Below are 15,062 nucleotides of genomic sequence, written 5' to 3' on the forward strand. Positions count from 1 at the left end.
CGCGCATGACGACCGCCACCACCGCCCCCCTCGGCGCCGAAAGCCCGGCCGCGCCCGGCAGAGCCGGCCGGATCCGTACCGCACTGCTCCACCGCGGTCCGGGCAAGCTCCTCGTGCTCGCCGTCGCCGCCGCCGTCCTGGTACCGATCGCGAACTCCGTCTGGTCCAGCGGACTGTGGCCCGGTGCGCTCACCGTGGACGTCTCGGCACCGCTGGGCCACGTCAGCGACTGGATCATCGACAACCGCGACACCCACCCGCTGTTCCTGTACTTCCTCGGCTATCTGAGCAACGCCGTGGTCATCGCCGTACGCGCCGTCTATCTGGTGCTGCTCGCCCTCGGCTGGACCGGGGTCACCGCCGCGGTCACCCTGGTGGCCTGGCGGGTGGCGGGATGGCGCATCGCCGCAACCGCCCTGGTCTCCCTCCTGATCAGCGGAGTGCTGGACATGTGGGTGCCGACCATGCAGACGCTCGCGCTGATGGTGGTGGCGGTCATCGTGTCCGCCGTCGTCGGAGCGGTGCTCGGCCTGGCGGGCGGTCTCTCCGACCGGCTGTTCCGCATCCTGCGCCCGGTGCTCGACACCATGCAGGTGCTGCCGGCCTTCGCCTATCTGCTGCCCGTGGTCCTGGTGTTCGGCATCGGTGTCCCGGCCGCCCTGCTCGCCACCGTGGTCTACGCGGCTCCGCCGATGGCCCGGCTCACGGCGCTCGGGCTGCGCGGCGCCGACGTAGGAGTCCTGGAGGCCGTCGCCTCGCTCGGCTCCACCGCACGCCAGCGGCTGATCACCGCCCGGCTGCCGCTGGCCCGCAAGGAACTGCTCCTCGGCCTCAACCAGACCATCATGATGGCGCTCTCGATGGTCGTCATCGCCTCACTCATCGGCGCCGCCGGTCTCGGCGACCGCGTCTACCAGGCGCTGGCCTCCGTCGACGTCGGCGGGGCGCTGGCCGCGGCCATCCCGATCGTGCTCCTCGCCATCGTCATGGACCGCACCACCGCCGCGGCCGGGACCCGCCTCGGCAGCGAGCCCTCCGGACCCGCCGCCCTGCGCGGCTGGCGCGGCTGGGCCCTCGCGGCCGTCGGTACCGCCGTCGTCGCGGTGGCCGGCCGGCTGGCCGGCTCCACGCTCTGGCCCGCCGGAACCACCGTGGCCATCGCGCGGCCCGTCAACGACTTCAAGGAGTGGATGGTCGACCACCTCTACTCCGGAGTCCCCGTCGTCGGCGGCACCGCCGACTGGGCCGCGCACTTCACCTCCTGGATCCTCGACCCTCTCAGGGACGGGCTGACCGGGCTGCCCTGGTGGGGCGCGCTGCTGATCGTCGCCGCCCTCGCCTGGCTGATCGGCACCTGGCAGACCGCCCTGACCGCGGTACTCGCGCTCTGCGCCATCGGCGTACTCGGCATGTGGAAGCCGTCCATGGACACGCTCTCCCAGGTCCTGGCCGCGCTGGTCGTCACGCTCGTCATCGGGTTCGCCGTGGGGATCCTCGCAGCGGGCAGCCGCCGTGCCGAGGCCGTACTGCGCCCGGTCCTGGACGTCATGCAGACCATGCCGCAGTTCGTGTACCTCATCCCGGTCGTCGCCCTCTTCGCCGTGGGCCGCGCCCCGGCCGCCGCCGCCGCGGTCGTCTACGCGCTCCCCGCCGTCATCCGCATCACCACCCAGGGCCTGCGCCAGGTCGATCCGGCAGCGGTGGAAGCCGCCCGGTCGCTCGGCGCAACCCGGCTGCAGACGCTGCGTCAGGTCCAGCTGCCGCTGGCCCGCCCGGCGCTGCTGCTGGCCGTCAACCAGGGCGTGGTCCTCGTACTCGCCGTGGTCATCATCGGCGGCCTGGTGGGCGGCGGCGCCCTCGGCTACGACGTCGTCACCGGACTGGCCACGGGCGACCTCGCCATCGGCCTCGTCGCGGGTGTGGCCATCGTCTGCCTCGGCCTGATGCTCGACCGGGTCACCCAGCCCACCGAACGCCGCACCCGGAAGGGGGCCTGAACCGTGACCCGTACCCGCACCCGTGGCGCACGCCGCGCCACGACCGTACTCGCCGCCCTGGCGTCGGGCGCCCTGCTCGTCTCGCTCAGCGGCTGCGGGGCCGCCGACATGACGAAGCAGGCCTCACCGTTCGCGGCGGCCAAGGGCGCCAAGTCCGTCACGCTGTCCGTGCAGAGCTGGGTCGGCGCACAGGCGAACGTGGCCGTCGCCAAGTATCTGCTCGAACACAAGCTCGGCTACCGCGTCGACACCGTCCAGGTGGACGAAATCCCTGCCTGGGACGCGCTCAGTCAGGGCCGGGTCGACGCGATCCTGGAGGACTGGGGCCACCCCGACCAGGAGAAGCGGTACGTCAAGGACAAGAAGACGATCACCGCGGGCGGCGACCTGGGGGTCACCGGCCACATCGGCTGGTTCGTCCCGAAGTACTGGGCGGACAAACACCCGGATGTCACCGACTGGAAGAACCTCAACAAGTACGCCGGTCAGCTGCGTACGGCGGAGAGCGGCAGCAAGGGCCAGCTGATGGACGGCTCGCCGTCCTATGTCACCAACGACAAGGCGCTGGTGAAGAACCTCAAGCTGAACTACGACGTGGTCTTCGCCGGGTCCGAGGCCGCGCAGATCACCCAGATCCAGCAGTTCGCCAAGGAGAAGAAGCCCTTCCTCAGCTACTGGTACGAGCCGCAGTGGCTCTTCAACCAGGTACCGATGAAGGAGGTCAAGCTCCCCCCGTACACGGCGAAGTGCGCGGACAAGGGGGTCAAGGACCCGAAGTCCATCGACTGCGCCTACCCGTCGACGCCCCTCCAGAAGTACTTCAACACCGAGTTCACCAGGACGGGCGGCGACGCCGCGACGTTCCTGAAGAACTTCAAGTGGACGAAGGACGACCAGAACAAGGTCTCCGAGATGATCGCCTCGCAGAGGCTGTCGGCCGACGAGGCGGCCAAGCGCTGGGTGGACCAGAACCCGGACATCTGGAAGAAGTGGCTCCCCGGCAAGAAATGACAGCGCGTCATGCCGTCGGTCCACGCGGACCGGCGGCATGCGGCGCTCCGCGTCCTTTCCCTGCGCATCCCTGCACAACCGCTTCCCAGGCGGGGCGACGGTCTTGTGTGTTGAGTTTTTCTGTCTGATGCTGGCGGTTCTTGTTCTCTTACGTTCGGAGCTGCCGTATGAGTGCACACCGAGTAAGCAGACGTTCCGTCCTCGTCACCGGGGCCGCCCTCGCGGGATGGGCCGCCTTCTCCGCGCAGAAACTCGCCTTCGCCGCGGATGCCGCGGATACCAAGGGCGGGACGGGCGCGGAGTGGGACGCGCAGCCGAAAGTCTTCCAGATCGGCAGAGAAGAAGCCCGCGCCAGGCTCGTCCCGTACGCGACCGAGTCCGACGCGCTGCACGGCGACTTCGCGAAGTCCCCCTACTTCCGCTCCCTGAACGGGACCTGGCGGTTCCACTGGTCCAAGAACCCCGACGCGCGGCCGACCGGTTTCCAGGCCCCCGGTTACGACGACCACGGCTGGGACCGCATCGCCGTCCCGTCGAACTGGGAGATCGAGGGCTACCAGGAGCCCATCTACCTCAACATCCCCTACCCGTGGACCGGTTACGAGAAGCCCGAACCGCCCGATGTCCCGCACGAGTTCAACCCGGTCGGCTCCTACCGGCGCACCTTCACCGTGCCCCGCGGCTGGTCCGGCCGCCGCACCCTGATCTCCTTCCAGGGCGTCAAGTCCGCGTTCTTCGTCTGGGTCAACGGCAAGCGCGTCGGCTACAGCGAGGACAGCTACACCCCGGCCGAGTTCGACATCACCGACCATGTGCACGCCGGTGACAACAGCCTCGCCGTAGAGGTCTACCGCTGGTCCGACGGCAGCTGGCTCGAGGACCAGGACATGATCGACCTCTCCGGAATCTTCCGGGACGTGTATGTCTACGCGATCCCGCCGGTCCATGTGCAGGACCTGTTCGTACGGACCGCGCTGGACGACGCCTGCCGCGACGCGACCCTGACCGTCACCGCGACCGTACGCAACCGGGGCAGCGCCACGGCAGGCGGGCACCGCGTCGAGGCCGTGCTGTACGACGCCGGGGGGCGGCGCGTGGGCAGCCCGATGCGCGGCGGGGTCACCCCCGGCAGGAAGGACGCCGACGTGCAGCTCACCGCCGGCGTCCGCGCCCCGGCGCTCTGGTCGGCGGAGCAGCCGAACCTGTACACCCTGGTCGTCACCCTCACCGACGGCCGGGGGAGAGCGGTCGACATCCAGCGCACCACGCTCGGATTCCGCGAAGTCGCTTACGGGCCCGGCAAGTTCACCGTCAACGGCAAGCCGGTCATGTTCCGCGGCACCAACCGCCACGAGACCGACCCCGACCACGGCCAGGCCATCCGGGAGGACCGGATGATCCAGGACATCCGGCTGATGAAGCAGTACAACATCAACGCCGTCCGCACCTCGCACTACCCGAACCACCCCCGCTGGCTCGAACTGTGCGACGAGTACGGCCTCTACGTCATCGGTGAGACGAACCTGGAGTCCCACGGGGTGCGCGACACCGTGCCCGCCTCGCTGCCCGAGTGGACCGGTGCCTGCGTGGACCGCCTGCGCTCCCTGGTCGAGCGCGACAAGAACCACCCCAGCGTCGTCGTCTGGTCGCTGGGCAACGAGGCAGGGCAGGGATCCAACTTCCGGGCCATGGCCGACTGGGTCCGCACCCGGGACAGCTCCCGTCCGGTCCACTACGAAGGCATGAATGCGGTCGCGGATCTGCACAGTCAGATGTACACCGTGCCCGCCGACGTGGAGGCGTACGGAAAGTCGGGCAGTGAAACGCCCTTCATCCTCTGCGAGTACGCCCACGCGATGGGCAACAGCAGCGGCAACCTCAAGGAGTACTGGGAGATCTTCGAGCGCTACCCCAATCTGCACGGCGCTTTCGTGTGGGACTGGGTCGACCAGGCGATCAGGCTGCCGGTCCCCGGCGACCCCCGGCACAACTACCTCTCGTACGGCGGGGACTGGCACCCCGGATACCCCACCGACTCCAACTTCTGCTGCAACGGCCTGATGGCGGCGGACCGCAGCCCCCACCCCGGGCTCCTGGAGCTCAAGAAGGTCTACCAACCGGTGGGGATCAGCGCCGCCGACCTCACCGCGGGCACGGTGACGGTTCGGAACAAGCACCTGTTCAGCGACCTGGGCGCGTACGAGCTGCGGTGGACGGTGACCTGTGACGGACGGACGGCGCAGCACGGCACGCTGCCCCCGCCGAAGGCGGCGCCAGGGGGCGAGGCGACCGTCCGTATCCCCTGGAGCAAGCCGCACACGCCGGAGCCCGGCGCCGAGTACTGGCTGAACCTCACCTTCGTGCTGGCTTCGGACACCAGCTGGGCGGATGCCGGACACACCGTGGCCGGTGAGCAGTTCGCGCTGGACTGGCACGCTCCGGCGCCGGCCGACCCCGATCCCGACGGGCTGCCCGCCCTCACCCTGGAGGAGAGCGACAGCAGTGTCAGGGTCACCGGGCGTCACGTGGACGTGGTGCTCGACAGGGCGACCGGGACGCTCAGCTCCTACCGCTGGAAGGGCCGGCTCCTGCTGTCCGGCGGCCCGGTGCCGAACTTCTGGCGCGGCCCGACCGACAACGACATCGGGCGCGGCGCCCAGGACACCCTGCGGACCTGGCGGGACGCGGGGACCAAGCGCACGGTGACGTCCGTCGAGGCCGCACAGCCGTCGCGGGGCGCGGTCACCATCACGGTGGAGTGCACCCTGCCCACGGCGCCGAAGGCATCCACCTGGTCCACCGAGTTCACCGTCAGGGGCGACGGGGAGGTGCGTATCAGGCACACCCTGACGGCTGCTGACGAGCTGCCCGATCTGCCCGTGGTCGGCGCCCTGCTGGCGGTGCCTCAGGGCTTCGAGCGCATCGACTGGTACGGCCGCGGCCCGCAGGAGAACTACTGGGACCGCAACTCCGGTGCCTTCGTGGGCCGTTACCGCTCCACCGTCGACGCGCAGGTGGCGCCCTACGTCCGGCCCGAGCAGACCGGGAACATGACCGACGTGCGCACACTGTCGCTCACGGAACGCTCCGGCGCGGGGCTGACCGTACGGGCCGACCCGGCCGAGGGAGAACCGATGCTGGAGACCAGCGCGCTGCACTATTCGCCGTTCGATCTGGAGGGGCCCAGGCATCCGTACGAGCTGAAGCGGCGCGACGAGACCCTGCTCGGGGTCAACCACCGGCAGATGGGCGTCGGCGGCAACGACTCGTGGGGTGCGCCGCCACTCGACGCGTATCTGCTGCACGCGGGCCGTACCTACACCTATGCGTACCGGCTGAGCCCGGCTCAGGAGACCGTCCAGTCCTGAGCTGTCCGGTCCGGTCACCGGGCGCGACCGGTCGCGGTCCGCCCGGGGCCGGCCGTGCTGGGCCGTACGGGTGGGGGCCGGGAGCCGTCCGTAGGGCGTGGCCCACGTTCCTGTTTCGGAGACCTGGCCGCGCCGGTACGGATGGGGGACAGTCAGCGGCTGCCGTGCCCATCGGGGGCAAGAGGGATTCCCGGGCCGTGGACGGCCGGCCCCACCACCACCCGTACACCGGAGGATCTCCCGTGCTGACGACCCACTTCGTCCCAGGCGCGCCGAACTGGCTCGACCTCGGCGCCCCCGACATCGACGCGGCTGTCGCCTTCTACACCGGCGTGTTCGACTGGACCTTCCAGTCGGCGGGCCCCGAAGCCGGCGGCTACGGCTTCCTTCAGAAGGACGGCAGAACGGTCGGAGCCGTCGGCCCGCTGACGGAGAAGGGCGCGACCGCCGCCTGGACGGTCTACTTCCACACCTCCGACGCCGACGCCACCGGCCGCGCGGTCGAGCAGGCCGGCGGAACGGTCCGCGTTCCGGCGACGGACGTCTTCACCGCCGGCCGCATGGCGGGCTTCACCGACCCGACCGGCGCCGAGTTCGGCGTCTGGCAGCCGGGCGACGTACAGGGCCTGGAAACCGTCATGGAGCCGGACGCGATGTGCTGGACGGAGCTGCACTCCACCGACGCGGCAGCGGCGAAGACCTTCTACCGTGCGGTCTTCTCCTGGGACTACCAGGACATGTCCATGGGGGACGGCATGGTCTACACCGTCGTGTCCGCGGCCGGCGGCGGCAAGGGCGACGACACCAGCCACGGCGGCATCATGCAGCTCCCGAAGGAGAACATCGAAGCCGGGGCGGGGTCGGAGTGGCACCCGTACTTCGGCGTCGAGGACTGCGATGCCACGTTCGCCGCGGCCACCGGGGGCGGCGCCACGGTCCTGATGCCGCCGAGCAACGTCGCGGGGGTCGGCCGGCTGGCCATGCTCAAGGACCCGGACGGCGCGGTGTTCGCGCTGATCAAGGGCGATCCTTCGATGACCTGAGCCGGACTGAGCCGGACTGAGCCGGACTGAGCCGGACTGAGCCTGCGGCGATCCGAGCGGGCGATGGCCTGAGCGCGTGCACGGGGATGGGGTTCCGCCCGTGCACGCGCACCGTGCGAGAAGGCCCGCCCTCACCCGGCGGGAGCCGCGTTGAGCAGGTCGAGCTGCTCTGCTGGCAGCCGTAGTCCGGCGTGCCGGCCCACGGGCCGTTCCAGTGCGGCCCGTACATGTCGAGCGCGTTGCGGTCCTTGCTGTGGGCGGCGTCCGCCCACCGGTTCAGCGGTGTGCTGTACGGGTGGTCCGACAGCTCTCCGTTGAGCTTGCCGAGCCCCCGGACGTAGGCCCCCTTGAAGGACGGACCGTCACCGGTGCAGCCGTCGGACTCACCGGGCTCACTCAGCACTCCGTCGGTCTCCAGCCGGGTGGTGGAGGCATCGGCCAGGGTCCGCGCGGTGTCCAGGAGCGCGCTGTCGCCGGTGGCCCGGTGCAGCTCGGTCAGTCCGCCGAGGATCACGCCCTGGTTGTATGTCCAGGTCTGCTGGCCGTTGTTGGAGCAGTCGTCGTTCAGACCGTCGTTGATCAGGTGGTCCGAGTTGATCATGCCGCTGGCGCTGAACCACGACCACTCGTTCTTCGCCCGGTCCAGATAGGCGGAGTCGCCCGCGATCCGGTTGTGCAGGGCGGCGTTGAGCTGGAGGAACAGCTCGTTGGTGATCGCGTTCTTGTAGGTCTTGTTCTCGTTCCACAGGACCCCGCCGCCACAGGTGTCCGTCCAGTTGGCGAACATGTGGTCGGCGTCGGCGCGTGCGGTGGTCAGGTAGCGGCTGTCGCCGGTCAGGTCGTACGCGGCGACCCAGGCCAGCCCCCACCAGCCGGTGTCGTCGAGATAGTCGTTGGTGAAGTTGCCGCCCTGCGCGCCGATGTTCTTGTCGTAGGTGCTGGAGACGGCGTACTTGTAGCTGGGCATCCCGCTGGTGCGGATGTTGTCGATGACGGCCGTCAGCGCGTTGGCGCTGGTCCACCAGCCGTTGCCGCCGAACAGGCCGGTGTTCCGGTCGAACGACATCATCAGCGCGGTCGCGGCGGCGGTGCTCCTGCTGCCCGCGTTCCAGTCCGTGCGCGCCCACCCGGTGCAGGCGATCTCGGCCCGGTCCCCGGCCTTTCCGCAGGCCCGGAGTGCGCCGACGCCGGCCGAGTTCCAGTCGTCGACGTTGTACATCTGGGTGCGCCAGCCGCCTGCTCCCGCAGGGGTCCTGGTGTCGCCCAGCTTGCTGCCCGACGACCAGGTCCTGCCCCCGTCGAAGGAGCGGTCCAGCCAGACCTCGTCACCCGCACTGCCGTTGTCGATGGAGGCCCAGCCCATGACATCGTTGTCATCGATATGCAGAGCGATGGTGCGCGAGTAGATCGAGGTGGTGACCGGCGTTCGGTCCTTCGTCGCCGCGGCGGGATCCCGGGCGTCGCAGTACTTGTTGCAGATCGCTCCCTGGGCGTCGGCGGAAGCGGTCCGCGGGCCGGCGGAGGCAGCCTGCGGCAAGAAGCCGAGAAGCAGGCACGACAGTGCGGCGAGCAGGGTCAGCCGTCTGGGTGTGGGGGACATGTGGGCCTTCCGGTGCGGGGTGGGGGACCGTCAGGGCGGCGCCCGGAGCGGGCGGGCGAACAAGGTATCAGGTTCATGCCAAGAGTGGACCCGCGCCGCGCGACGGCTCCGCGGACGGCTGCTGCGTTTGCGGGGGTGTGTCACTCGCGCCGAGAATCGGACGCAGTACGGACCGGCCCTGTCCGGGGCGCCGAGGCTGCGAACGCGGCCGGCCGTGTCCGCGCCCCGCCACGGCAGGGTGCGTGCACAACCGGCGGCGAGAACCGGCGCGATCCGCGCCGAGAACGGAGCACGGCCATGAAGCCGATCGTCACCGTGGGCCTGGACAGCAGGGCCGAGTCGCTCGCCACGGCCCGCTGGGCCGCGCGCGAGGCACAGTCGCGCGGCGCGGGGCTGCGCATCCTGCACGCACGGGCGGGGCGCCCCGACGGTCCTGACCGGCCGGCGAACGGGGGAGGTCAGGACGGCCTGCCCCGGTGGATCATGGAGCGGGCGCGGATCGTCGTGGACGAGCGCTGTCCGGGGCTGCCCGTCACCGAGGAGCTGACGGAAGGCGACCCGGTGGCGTCGCTGCTGGAGGCGGCGGGCGATTCGCAGGTCGTGGTGCTCGGCTCCCGGGACATGGCGCCACTGGCCAGTTACTACCTGGGCGACATCGGCCTGCAGGTGGTGGCACGCGCCGACGCGCCCGTCGTCCTCGTCCGGGCGCGGGAAGCCACCGGCCCGGTGGCGGAGGACGGCGCCGTGGTGCTGGGTCTTTCACTGCACGGGCCGTGCGAGGAGCTGTGCGAGTTCGCCTTCGCCACGGCGGCCAGGCGCGGCGTCATGCTGCGGGCCGTGCACGGCAGAAGCCTTCCGGAGCACGCGTACACCCGGAGCGGAGTCGATTCGCGGGTCTCCGGGCGAACGACCGAGCGCGCCCAGTCGGAGCTCGGCGAGGCGCTGCGGCCCTGGCGGGAGAAGTTCCCGCAGGTCCGCACGGCCGACCGGGTACGCACGGAGAGCCCGGCCCACGCCGTCGTACGGGGTGCGACAGGCGCGGGGCTGCTCGTCGTGGGGCGCCGCAGGAGGGGGCCCGCGCTGTCGCCGCCCGTCGGCCACGTCCTGTCCTCGGCCGTGCACCACGCGCCGTGCCCGGTGGCAGTCGTCCCGCACGGCTGAAGCGAACACGACCGGACAGGCACCACTGAACAGGCACCACCGAGCACCCGCGGTCCAGCAGGCACCGAGCAAAACTGAGCAGGCACCGAGCAGGAACTGAGCAGGAACCGAGCAGGCACAGCCCGGCAGTGATGACCCAGGAGGCAGCGAGCGCCATGCGCGAGACCAGTACGGAAGCACCGGCCGCGGTCACCGACGAGGAACTCGCGTCATTGGTCGCCCACTGGCGGGCCGCCAACTACCTGGCGGTCGGCCAGATCTACCTCCTGGACAATCCGCTGCTCGCCGAGCCGCTGCGGCCGGAACACATCAAACCCCGGCTGCTCGGCCACTGGGGCACCTCGCCCGGACTGAACCTGGTCCACACGCACCTGAACCGCGTCGCCAAGGCGCGCGGCCAGGACACGGTGTGCGTCTGGGGGCCCGGACACGGCGGCCCGGCCGTACTGGCCAACTCGTGGCTGGAGGGCAGTTACTCCGAGACGTACCCGGACATCGGCCGGGACGCCGCGGGGATGGCCCGGCTCTTCCGCCAGTTCTCCTTCCCCGGCGGCGTGCCCAGCCATGTCGCGCCCGAGACACCGGGCTCGATCCACGAGGGCGGGGAGCTGGGCTACTCGCTCTCCCACGCGTACGGCGCGGCTTTCGACAACCCGGACCTGCTGGTCGCCTGTGTCATCGGTGACGGCGAGGCGGAGACCGGCCCGCTCGCGGCGTCATGGCACTCCAACAAGTTCCTCGACCCGGTGTACGACGGCGCCGTCCTGCCGGTCCTGCACCTGAACGGATACAAGATCGCCAATCCGGCGGTGCTGGCGCGCATTCCCGAAGCGGAGCTGGACGAACTGCTCCGCGGGTACGGCCATGACGTCCTGCACGTCACCGGCGCCGATCCGGACAGCGTGCACCGGGCCATGGCCGAGGCGATGGACACCGCACTGGACCGCATCGGCCTCATCCAGCGAGCCGCCCGCGAGGAGGGCAGCACCGCGCGCCCGCGCTGGCCCATGATCGTGCTGCGTACGCCCAAGGGCTGGACCGGCCCCGTGAGCGTCGACGGCCTGCCGGTCGAGAGCACCTGGCGGGCCCACCAGGTCCCGCTGCCCGCTGTCCGCGAGAACCCGGAACATCTCAGGCAGCTGGAGATGTGGCTGCGCTCCTACCGGCCGGAGGACCTCTTCGACCCCGCGGGGCGGCCCCGCGCCGAGGTCCTGGCCTGTATCCCCGACGGGCCCCTGCGCCTCGGCGCCAACCCGCACACCAACGGCGGGCTGCACCTGCTCGACCTGCCCGTACCGCCCCTGGAGGAGTACGCCGTGGACGTCGCACGGCCCGGCGCGACCCTGCACGAACCGACCCGCGTACTCGGCGGTCTGCTGGAGGCGGTCATGGCGGCCACCGCGGAGCGCCGCGACTTCCGCGTGGTGGGACCGGACGAAACCGCCTCCAACCGGCTCCAGGCTCTGTACGGCGCCACCGGAAAGGCCTGGCAGGCGGAGACGCTCGGCGTCGACGAGCACCTGGACCGGCACGGCCGGGTGCTGGAGATCCTCTCCGAACACACCTGTCAGGGCTGGCTGGAGGGCTACCTCCTCACCGGGCGGCACGGGCTCTTCTCCTGCTACGAAGCCTTCGTCCACATCGTCGACTCGATGGTCAACCAGCACATCAAGTGGCTGAAGGTGTCCCGCACCCTGCCCTGGCGCCGCCCCATCGCCTCGCTCAACTACCTGCTGACCTCGCACGTCTGGCGCCAGGACCACAACGGCTTCTCCCACCAGGACCCCGGCTTCGTCGACCACGTACTCAACAAGTCCCCGGAAGTCGTACGTGTCTACCTCCCGCCGGATGCCAACACCCTGCTCTGCGTCGCCGAACACGTCCTGCACAGCCGCGACTACGTGAATGTCGTCGTGGCGGGCAAGCAGCCCTGCTTCGACTGGCTCACTCTCGACGAGGCGCGTGCTCACTGTGCGCGCGGAGCCGGGGTCTGGGAGTGGGCAGGTACTGAGCGGGAGGGCGAGGAGCCCGATGTCGTGCTGGCCTGCGCGGGCGACGTACCCACCCAGGAGGTGCTGGCCGCCGCCCTGTTGATCCGCCGTCACCTGCCGGGCCTCGCGGTGCGCGTGGTCAACGTGGTCGACCTGGCCCGGCTGCTCCCGGAATCGGATCACCCGCACGGGCTGTCCGGCAGGCAGTACGACGCGCTCTTCACCCGCGACAAGCCGGTGATCTTCGCGTACCACGGCTATCCGTGGCTGATCCACCGTCTCGCCTACCGCCAGGCCGGTCATGCGAACCTGCACGTACGCGGCTACAAGGAGTCCGGGACCACGACCACCCCCTTCGACATGGTGGTCCGCAACGACCTGGACCGATACCGGCTGGTCCTGGACGTCATCGACCGCGTCCCCGGGCTCGCGGTCCGCGCCACCCACGCCCGCCAGACCATGGAGGACGCCCGCCTCAGGCACCACGCGTGGATCCGCGAGCACGGCACCGACCTCCCCGAGGTGGCCGACTGGACCTGGCAGCCCCTGCCCCTGGGCACCTGAGCCACTGCCTCGGACCGGCACCTGGGACATTCCCGCGGATGACGCCGCGTCCGTGACCCCCGGGCGGCACAATCGGTGGTGCCGTACGAGACCCGCGGTGCCGCCGGGGCCCGTCCGTACAGCCGTTGCGGAAGGGGCCCTTCTGATGACAACTCCTCGCGTGCGCCGGGTGGAAGTGCCGCAAGTGGCCCGGACCGCCGGAGAGTTCGCCACGGCCGACTACGCCTCCGCCTTCGAACTGCCCTCCCGGCACGCGCGTTCCCGGACACCGGAGCAGTGGGCACGAGCCACCTTCGAGGACGCTCCGGCCGCTGTGCGGTGGATCCTGCTGCGGGGCTGGACTCTCGGCCTCGGGCTGCGGATGGGGCCGAGGCCGTCGCCGGACCACGTCCTCGGCTGGCTGGTCTCGGAATCCGGCCCCGGATCGGTGACCCTCGACGCGAGTTCGCCCCTGGTCGCCACCCGCAACGTCGTCGTGGTGAACGGCTCCGGCGTCGTGTGGGTCACCTTCGTGCGCTTCAACCGGCGGGTCTCCCGGCTGGTGTGGTCCGCGGCCGCGCCCGTCCACCACCTCGCGGTGCCCTATCTCCTCGGCCGGGCCGACCGCACCCGTACGGCTCCCCAGGGCCATTAGTCCGGGTCGGGCCGGGCTCCCGGGCTCAGACGTCGGCCCAGACCAGCCGGCCGCCGGCGTCCTGGCAGGTGCCCCAGGCGGCGGCGAGTGCGGTGACGATGAGCAGACCGCGGCCGCGTTCCGACAGACCGGTCCGGGCGGCGCCGTCCGGCTCGGTCCCGTACTCCGGTGGCCGGCGCTGGGCCGGAATGCCGTCGCCGCCCGCGTCCCACACCTGGATCCTTATCCCGGAGCAGGTGCGCCGCAGACAGCAGCGCACCGTCGCGGACCGGGCGCTGTAGCGCACGGAGTTGGTGACGAGTTCGGAGACCAGCAGGACGGCGGTCTCGGTCCGCTCCTCCGGCTCGCCCCAGGCCAGCATGGCGTCGCGTACGTGCTGCCGGGAGTCGATGACCCCCTCGGGTATGCGCGGCGTCGACCAGCGGTAGGCGGAGTCGTCCCTGTCGTCGGAGTACGCGGCAGAGGCATCACCATCAAATTCAGACATATATGCACTATCAACATATTCGGCATACTCTGCAACTGTCAGAGTGTGAATCACACAGAATGTGACACGACGGCTGCCCGGATTCACCGCGAAGGAGATGGACGCCGTGAGAGCCCGCTCAGGCCCGACCCTGGAGCACCGTGTCGTCGCGGAACAGCTCCGCCTGGCCCGTGAGCGGGCCGGTTGCGGCCTCGCGGCGGTCGCCGCCGCGCTGGACCTGTCCGAGGCCACCGTGCGGCGCATCGAGCGGGCGGAGACCGCTCTGGATGCCGGGCAGGTCCGGGATCTCCTGAAGTACTACAAGCACCCCGAGGCCGACGCCCGGCGGATCAGGGCCAGCCTGGCCAGGGCGAACGAGCCCGGATGGTGGCACCGCTGGCGTGACGTCCTGCCCGCCTGGCAGCGGGACGTCCTCGGTATCGAGTCGTCGGCCGGGGTGATCCGGATGTGGCACCCCGCGCTGGTCCCCGACCTGCTGCGGACCGCCGATTACGCCGCCGCCGTCGAGGCGGTCCGGCACCCACAGGCGCCGCCCGCCGTACGGGCCCGGCGCACGGAGTTCCTCCGGGCCCGGCAGGAGCGGTTGCGCGAACGGGGCGCGGTCCTGTGGGGGCTGATTCCGGAAGCCGCCCTCTGTACGTGTGTCGGCTCCCCGGATGTCATGCGGGAGCAGCTGGACGCCTTGCGGCTCGCGACCGCCCACCCGAACATCACCCTGCAGGTCATGCCTCTGACGGCCGGGCCGCACGCGCTGACCGGAGCCCCGCCGCTGGAGCTGCTGCGCCTCCCGGTGCCGGAGGTCCCGGACCACGCCGTCGTCGGAGGTCCGGGCGGCGAGGCCACCCTCACCCATGACCGCGACACTGTCTCCGCGTACCGGATGCTGATGGACTCCGCCTGCGGCGCGGCACCGGCAGCAGGCGCCGAGCTGCCCGCCCTGTACCGGTGGTGAGCTCAGCCCGGCGCCCGGATGTCGCCGGATGCAAGGATTTGATGACACCTGGTGTCCGGCGTGGCCGAGGTCGACCGAGGCAGGCGAAGGTCAGTCGAGGTGGCTGAAAACAGGCCTGAGGATACGCAGGGCGACCATACGATCTCGCTAAGTCGCCCGGTAGGCGGACGATGTACGTCCAGTTACATGTAGTGCGGGGTGAAAGCCTGTCAGAGTGGCTACGGGCGAAGCCGGTACGGGTCCTCAAGCCGTGG

The 15,062-nt window shown here is 70.7% G+C and carries 9 protein-coding genes and 1 pseudogene; 8 read left to right on the forward strand and 2 right to left on the reverse strand.

The window, feature by feature from the left end; translation table 11 throughout:
• The first annotated feature begins 5 nt into the window (after window positions 1-5).
• The 4 genes from OG385_RS32200 to OG385_RS32215 all read left to right on the forward strand — a co-directional run bounded on the left by OG385_RS32200 (window position 6) and on the right by OG385_RS32215 (window position 7,419).
• A complete protein-coding gene (locus OG385_RS32200) occupies window positions 6-1,997 on the forward strand; it encodes a proline/glycine betaine ABC transporter permease (RefSeq protein ID WP_266860187.1) in 1,992 nt (663 codons plus the stop codon).
• A 3-nt stretch (window positions 1,998-2,000) separates the two neighbouring features.
• Window positions 2,001-3,008, forward strand: coding sequence for an ABC transporter substrate-binding protein (locus tag OG385_RS32205; RefSeq protein WP_266860189.1), 1,008 nt, complete (start codon window positions 2,001-2,003; stop codon window positions 3,006-3,008).
• Between the two features lie 167 nt (window positions 3,009-3,175).
• Complete coding sequence (locus OG385_RS32210) at window positions 3,176-6,376, forward strand: glycoside hydrolase family 2 TIM barrel-domain containing protein (RefSeq protein ID WP_266860191.1); 3,201 nt, start codon at window positions 3,176-3,178, stop codon at window positions 6,374-6,376.
• A gap of 242 nt (window positions 6,377-6,618) precedes the next feature.
• Window positions 6,619-7,419 carry a VOC family protein gene (locus tag OG385_RS32215; protein ID WP_266860193.1) on the forward strand — a complete coding sequence of 267 codons (801 nt, stop codon included), beginning with the start codon at window positions 6,619-6,621 and terminating at the stop codon, window positions 7,417-7,419.
• A gap of 131 nt (window positions 7,420-7,550) precedes the next feature.
• Here OG385_RS32215 and OG385_RS32220 read toward each other — a convergent pair.
• Window positions 7,551-9,019, reverse strand: a pseudogene (locus OG385_RS32220) (glycoside hydrolase family 76 protein).
• Between the two features lie 297 nt (window positions 9,020-9,316).
• Here OG385_RS32220 and OG385_RS32225 point away from each other — a divergent pair.
• From OG385_RS32225 to OG385_RS32235, 3 genes are all read left to right on the forward strand, one after another.
• Entirely contained in the window at window positions 9,317-10,180 is an 864-nt protein-coding gene (locus tag OG385_RS32225; RefSeq protein ID WP_266860195.1) for a universal stress protein, read from the forward strand.
• A gap of 131 nt (window positions 10,181-10,311) precedes the next feature.
• Window positions 10,312-12,735 (forward strand): phosphoketolase, encoded by a 2,424-nt coding sequence (locus tag OG385_RS32230; RefSeq protein WP_266860197.1) that lies wholly within the window; start codon window positions 10,312-10,314, stop codon window positions 12,733-12,735.
• Between the two features lie 145 nt (window positions 12,736-12,880).
• Entirely contained in the window at window positions 12,881-13,369 is a 489-nt protein-coding gene (locus OG385_RS32235) for a DUF2867 domain-containing protein (protein ID WP_266860199.1), read from the forward strand.
• A gap of 25 nt (window positions 13,370-13,394) precedes the next feature.
• On the opposite strand, the gene OG385_RS32240 is transcribed toward OG385_RS32235, so the two are convergent.
• On the reverse strand, window positions 13,395-13,856 hold the full coding sequence (locus tag OG385_RS32240; RefSeq protein ID WP_266860201.1) for an ATP-binding protein: 462 nt from the start codon (window positions 13,854-13,856) through the stop codon (window positions 13,395-13,397).
• 106 nt (window positions 13,857-13,962) lie between these two features.
• On the opposite strand from OG385_RS32240, the gene OG385_RS32245 reads away from it, so the two are divergent.
• The gene (locus tag OG385_RS32245; protein WP_266860203.1) at window positions 13,963-14,808 is read left to right on the forward strand and encodes a DUF5753 domain-containing protein; all 846 of its coding nucleotides are present in this window, start codon (window positions 13,963-13,965) and stop codon (window positions 14,806-14,808) included.
• The last annotated feature ends 254 nt before the right edge of the window (window positions 14,809-15,062 follow it).

Origin of the sequence: Streptomyces sp. NBC_01306, from assembly GCF_026340465.1 — a bacterium.
Classification (GTDB): Bacteria; Actinomycetota; Actinomycetes; order Streptomycetales; family Streptomycetaceae; genus Streptomyces.